General features: G+C 51.6%; 6 protein-coding genes. 4 read left to right on the top strand and 2 right to left on the bottom strand.

Translation table 11 applies throughout. The annotated features are described in order from the left end of the window. The first annotated feature begins 337 nt into the window (after positions 1–337). Both sltY and trpR read left to right on the top strand, forming a co-directional pair. Positions 338–2,266, top strand: coding sequence for a murein transglycosylase (gene sltY / locus J1785_RS03765; protein ID WP_129953264.1), 1,929 nt, complete (start codon positions 338–340; stop codon positions 2,264–2,266). A 56-nt stretch (positions 2,267–2,322) separates the two neighbouring features. Then, positions 2,323–2,658, top strand: coding sequence for a trp operon repressor (gene trpR, locus J1785_RS03760; protein WP_129953263.1), 336 nt, complete (start codon positions 2,323–2,325; stop codon positions 2,656–2,658). 22 nt (positions 2,659–2,680) lie between these two features. Here the strand turns inward: trpR and yjjX are convergent, their stop codons facing one another. After that, complete coding sequence (gene yjjX, locus J1785_RS03755) at positions 2,681–3,214, bottom strand: inosine/xanthosine triphosphatase (protein WP_047609789.1); 534 nt, start codon at positions 3,212–3,214, stop codon at positions 2,681–2,683. A gap of 51 nt (positions 3,215–3,265) precedes the next feature. Between yjjX and gpmB the strand changes: the two genes are divergently transcribed. Then, complete coding sequence (gene gpmB, locus J1785_RS03750) at positions 3,266–3,913, top strand: 2,3-diphosphoglycerate-dependent phosphoglycerate mutase GpmB (protein ID WP_129953262.1); 648 nt, start codon at positions 3,266–3,268, stop codon at positions 3,911–3,913. Between the two features lie 12 nt (positions 3,914–3,925). Here gpmB and robA read toward each other — a convergent pair whose 3' ends face one another. Further along, the gene (robA, locus tag J1785_RS03745; protein ID WP_129953261.1) at positions 3,926–4,789 is read right to left on the bottom strand and encodes an MDR efflux pump AcrAB transcriptional activator RobA; all 864 of its coding nucleotides are present in this window, start codon (positions 4,787–4,789) and stop codon (positions 3,926–3,928) included. A gap of 208 nt (positions 4,790–4,997) precedes the next feature. Here robA and creA point away from each other — a divergent pair, with 208 nt between their 5' ends. Beyond that, entirely contained in the window at positions 4,998–5,480 is a 483-nt protein-coding gene (gene creA / locus J1785_RS03740) for a protein CreA (RefSeq protein ID WP_129953260.1), read from the top strand. Positions 5,481–5,509 lie beyond the last annotated feature (29 nt).

The raw sequence follows: 5,509 nt of genomic DNA, 5'->3' as shown, positions 1-5,509 counted from the left end.
ATTAAATACCTGCGTAAATTACGGTAAGTAAATCTTAGTTTTGTCAGTGCGTTTATTTAATTTGAAACTGTAAGGGTGCTATCTATTGGGTTTTTACAGGATAATACCCGCTAATTAATTACGGATATCCTGTGGTGAGGAATTATTCCTGCCTGATATTCTGTGACAGAAAATAGATCTGCCACTGTCTGGTAACTCTCCGTCGCTTGCACCACACTGTGTAAAGTTTGTGATGCTGTTCCTGCATCGCTTCAATTTTAAAAATGAATCGATTAGCGTAGTGGCTGTCTACAGAATGCAAAACAGTTCGGCACAACCCGTGAGGATAAAGGTAAGTATGGTCAAGGTGGACAAATGGCACTCTCTGGCGATGAGTGTGTTGCTGATAACAGTATCGGGCGTGGCGAAAGCTGACTCGCTGGACGCGCAACGCCAGCACTATATGCAGATTAAACAGGCGTGGGATAATAATCAGATGGATGTTGTCAGTGAGCTGATGCCAACGCTGAAAGATTATCCCCTTTATCCTTATCTGGAATACCGGCAACTGACGCAGGAGCTGGGCGATGCGACTCCGGCGCAGGTGAATGCCTTTGTGAAGGCTAATCCGACGTTGCCTCCGGCGCGTTCCCTGCCAGCACGTTTTGTAAACGAACTGGCGCGCCGTCAGGACTGGAACAGCTTGTTGTCTTTCAGCCCGCAGCCGCCGAAACCGGTTGCCGCCCGCTGTAACTACTATTATGCCAAATGGGCCACCGGCGATCAGAAAACGGCCTTTGATGGCGCAAAAGATATCTGGCTTACCGGCACTTCATTGCCGAACACCTGCGATAAGCTGTTTTCCGTCTGGCAGGGCGCAGGTAACCAGACCGCACTGACCACGCTACAACGCATCGGTCTGGCGATGAAAACCGGCAATACTAATCTGGTGAACTTCCTGGCAAAGCAATTACCGCCGGATTATCAGACTATGCGCGATGCGCTGCTGGATTTGCAAAATAACCCGAATACTCTTGAAAGTTTTGCGCGCAGCGTCGGGCCGACTGATTTTACCCGTAATGCCACAAGCGTTACGTTTGCGCGTATCGCCCGTGATGATGCTGAAAATGCCCGTTCGATGATCCCGGTTCTCGCGCGTCTGCAAAAGATGAGTGACAGTGAACGTCTGGATCTGGAAGAAGCCGTCGCCTGGCGCTATATGGGCAGCGACGCCACACCGGAACAGGCTGCATGGCGCGATAACGTCATTCTGCGCAGCCATTCCACCACACTGGTGGAGCGTCGCATTCGTATGGCGCTGGCCGCCGGCGATCGTCAGGGGCTGAGGCAGTGGCTGGATCGTCTGCCATCGGATGCGCTTCAGGAAGATGAATGGCAATACTGGCGTGCGTCAGTCATGATCGATAACGGTCAGCGCCCGCAGGGTGAGGCCATGCTGCGCACCTTAATGAAGGGACGCGGATTCTATCCGATGGCCGCAGCACAGAAGCTCAATGTGGCTTATCCGATGCAAATTTCTGTCGCGGTAAAACCGGATGCCAGCATTGCTAAATTGCCGGAAGTTGCCCGCGTCCGTGAGCTGATGTACTGGCAGATGGACAACCTGGCGCGGACCGAGTGGAGCTATCTGGTCAGCAGCCGCCCTGAATCTCAGCAGTCGGCACTGGCACGTTACGCTTTCGAGCAGAAATGGCCCGATCTCAGTGTACAGGCGACCATTACCGGCAAGCTGTGGGATTATCTGGAAGAGCGTTTCCCGCTGGCGTGGCCGGATGAATTCCGTCAGGCCACCAACGACAAAGGCATCACACAAAGCTACGCGATGGCGATTGCCCGTCAGGAAAGTGCGTGGAATCCGAAAGCCCGTTCACCGGTGGGAGCCGCCGGTCTGATGCAGGTGATGCCTGCCACCGCGCAACATACTGTGGACATGTTTGGCCTGCAGGGTTACAGCAATCCGGCACAGTTGCTGGATCCGCAAATGAATATCACGATTGGCACCCGCTATCTGGAATATGTCTATCAGATGTTTGGTCGCAACCGTATTTTATCCAGCGCCGCTTATAACGCCGGGCCTTCCCGTGTGAATACCTGGCTGGGCAACAGCGCGGGCAGGGTGGATTCGGTCGCGTTCATTGAGAGTATCCCTTTCTCTGAAACTCGCCGGTATGTTAAAAATGTGTTGGCATATGATGCGTTTTATCGCTATTTTTTACATCAACCGGCCAAGATTTTGACGGATGCCGAATGGCAGAGGCGTTACTGATCCCGAAGTGTTTATGATAAGCTGCTGTACTAGTTTAATAGTATGGCAGCCCGCTCATGACTCAACGATCCATCACTGACCCTGCTCTTTCCCAACAAGGTAATGAGGACTGGCAGTGCTTTCTGGCATTGCTACAGCAATCTTTTGCTGAAAATCTGCATCAGGATCTGCTGCAACTGCTTCTGACACCCGACGAGCGCGCCGCGCTGGGAACGCGGGTACGTATAATTCAGGAGCTGATGCGGGGGGAGATGAGTCAGCGTGAGCTGAAAAGCCAGCTGGGCGCCGGTATCGCCACGATAACCCGGGGATCGAATGGGTTAAAAACGGCACCGTCAGCGCTAAAGGATTGGTTGAGCGGGCAACTGCTTGAAGACAAAACGGGCGACTAAAGCGCCCGTATCAATCTTAAATTCAATGGGTCTGTGCGCGGGTTTGATAAACCGGATTATGGAAAGGTGCTAAAGCCAGCACCAGCGCCTGATGATAAACGCTGGTACGTGTCAGTTTTCCGGCGGTAAAAATGCCGATGGCGCCGCCTTTACGCTTCACTTCTGCAATGCCCGTCAGTTTTTCCATTTCATCTCCCAGTTCGCTGCCCTGGTTAATCCCCTGTAAAATGATTTCAGGTAACATTAAACTGGCTGAACGTGATTCGCCGCGCTGGTGCATATTCTCAATGACCATCCAGGCGAAGGTCATATTGTCTTCGATACCCGCTTCTACGCCGACCCAGAAGTCAGCTTCGGGACGAACCTGACGTGCGCCGATAACACGATGGCGCGCTCCGGTCCGGGTTTCATTACTGCCGATAGGTTGATTGGGTACGCCACTGTCGACGTCAACACCTTCAATGCGAAATGCCTCAGCGCCGAAAATATCTTCAAAAGCCATGGCGATCGCTTTGATTTTTGCCGGGTTAGTGGTTGCAGCGACAACATGATACATAGAGTTTTAGCATCCTTTAGCAAATTTCACGCAGTATAACGGAAAACACTCATGTTACAGGTATATCTCGTCCGTCATGGCGAAACAGAATGGAACGCCGCCCGCCGTATTCAGGGGCAGTCAGACAGTCCGCTGACGGCCAAAGGTCTTTATCAGGCCCGTCAGGTTGCTCAGCGCGTACGTAATGAAGGGATCACTCACGTTATCACCAGTGATTTAGGACGAACCCGCCACACGGCGCAGATTATTGCTGATGCCTGTGGGTGTGAAGTGATCGAGGAACCCCGTTTGCGCGAACTGCATATGGGCGTGCTGGAAGAACGTATTCTGGATGGCCTGACGGAGCAGGAAGAAACATGGCGTAAGCAAATGGTCGATGGTTCACCAAAAGGGCGTATACCCGAAGGTGAAACGATGACTGAACTGGCCGTGCGTATGCGTGCCGCGCTTGACAGCTGTCTGGATTTACCGGCGGGAAGCAAGCCGCTGCTGGTCAGCCACGGTATTGCGCTGGGCTGTCTGATCAGTACGATCCTCGGATTGCCGGCGTATGCGGAACGTCGCCTGCGTCTGCGTAACTGTTCATTGTCGCGTGTCGATCATCAGCAAAGCGCATGGCTGGCAAATGGCTGGATTGTGGAAACGGCGGGCGATGTATCACATCTTGATCTGCCCGCGCTAGACGAGTTGCAACGCTAACGCCGGGAGGCGTTAGCGGCGGATTGGGATCAGGTAATCACACCGTATTTCAGTTGGCTCGGTGCCTGGATCACGGCCATTGGTGTAAAAGCGTTCGATATCCTGTCCCTTTCTGCGAGTCAGTTTCAACGTTGGCAGACAGGTGCTGTACAACGTCAGAATAAACTCCTGCAGATGCTCCGGTGTGCCATCGTAGTGGAACATGGCATATTCACCGTGCTGTAACACAATCGGCTGACCTTCAACGTTTTCAGGCAGGTGCTGAGCTTCCAGCGCTGTTGTGTACAAGACTTCCTGCTCATCATCTTTCTCCTGGCTTGGACGAGAATGGTGCAGGCCATAAAGAATAGGTGGCAGCGTTTTCGCTTCGCCAATATATTGACGCCAGAAATGTCGACGCATCTCGTTGCGGTACGTGGTGATTTGCTCCAGCGTACATGAATAGCTTTGCGTCATGCCGATCAGATGCTGTTCCGGCAGGGAGATATATTCGGGTTGCGGCAGTGTGAATGCCCCCAGGCGGATAGGCGGGCAAATACCAAATGAATGCCAGTCTTCAGCACGACGATACAGTGCTGGCGTCTGTGCGAACTGTTTTTTGAAAGCCCGGGTAAACGTTTGTTGAGAGTCAAAACGGTACTGAAGGGCGATATCTAAAATCGGGCGACTGGTGAGGCGCAAAGCAACAGCCGCTTTCGACAGACGGCGGGCACGAATATAAGCGCCAATGGCATTATTAGTGACGTCTTTAAACATGCGCTGCAGGTGCCACTTGGAATAGCCGGCCTTGGCTGCGACGTTGTCGAGTGACAAGGGCTGGTCTAAATGGGTTTCTAACCAGCTAAGAAGGTCACGAATGATTCCTGCTTGATCCATAGATCGTCCTCGTTGAACTAAGATAGATGCACAGAATGATGGGCGGCATAATAGCAACTTTTTCCCGATAAGACTTCTTAAGAATTTTTTGGCTATCTGTGCTATTCACAGGTGTTACAGAGTATTTCCTTCAAAAAGTGTGAATGCACGCTTTCTGATTAGGGTTTCTTTAGAAAACAACGTCATGCTAATGATGTGGAGTAACTTAATGAATAAATGTTGGATTTTTGTGTTTGGGATGTTTGTTTTTTGTTCCGGAGCAGCACACGCAGAGCAAGTAGGATCGGTGGATACAGTCTTCAAGTTATTCGGTCCGGACCATAAAATTGTGGTTGAGGCCTTTGATGATCCTGATATTAAAAATGTAACTTGTTATATCAGTCGTGCCAAAACCGGCGGAATTAAGGGCGGACTCGGTCTGGCCGAAGATACGTCCGATGCGGCGATTTCCTGCCAGCAGGTAGGACCTATTGATCTCAGCGATAAGATTAAGCAGGGGAAAGACAAAGGCACCGTGGTTTTCCAGAAACGGACTTCTCTGGTGTTTAAAAAGCTTCAGGTTGTGCGTTTTTATGATGACAAACGCAATGCGCTTATCTACCTGAGCTATTCCGATAAAGTCGTGGACGGGTCACCGAAAAACGCACTCAGTGCGGTGCCGATCATTCCGTGGGGACACAGTGAACCCTGAGTTTCAGTGGGGATCCCAATCAAAAGGCC

The organism is Rahnella perminowiae (genome assembly GCF_019049755.1).
Lineage (GTDB): Bacteria > Pseudomonadota > Gammaproteobacteria > Enterobacterales > Enterobacteriaceae > Rahnella > Rahnella perminowiae.
Note: the sequence above shows the minus strand (reverse complement) of the source record. Positions and strands in the feature narration are given on the sequence as shown.

Excerpts from the sequence above, each read along its gene's own strand:
- yjjX (WP_047609789.1), bottom strand. The coding sequence starts at position 3,214 with ATGTATCATGTTGTCGCTGCAACCACTAACCCGGCAAAAATCAAAGCG.
- creA (WP_129953260.1), top strand. The coding sequence starts at position 4,998 with ATGAATAAATGTTGGATTTTTGTGTTTGGGATGTTTGTTTTTTGTTCC.
- gpmB (WP_129953262.1), top strand. The coding sequence starts at position 3,266 with ATGTTACAGGTATATCTCGTCCGTCATGGCGAAACAGAATGGAACGCC.
- sltY (WP_129953264.1), top strand. The coding sequence starts at position 338 with ATGGTCAAGGTGGACAAATGGCACTCTCTGGCGATGAGTGTGTTGCTG.
- robA (WP_129953261.1), bottom strand. The coding sequence starts at position 4,789 with ATGGATCAAGCAGGAATCATTCGTGACCTTCTTAGCTGGTTAGAAACC.
- trpR (WP_129953263.1), top strand. The coding sequence starts at position 2,323 with ATGACTCAACGATCCATCACTGACCCTGCTCTTTCCCAACAAGGTAAT.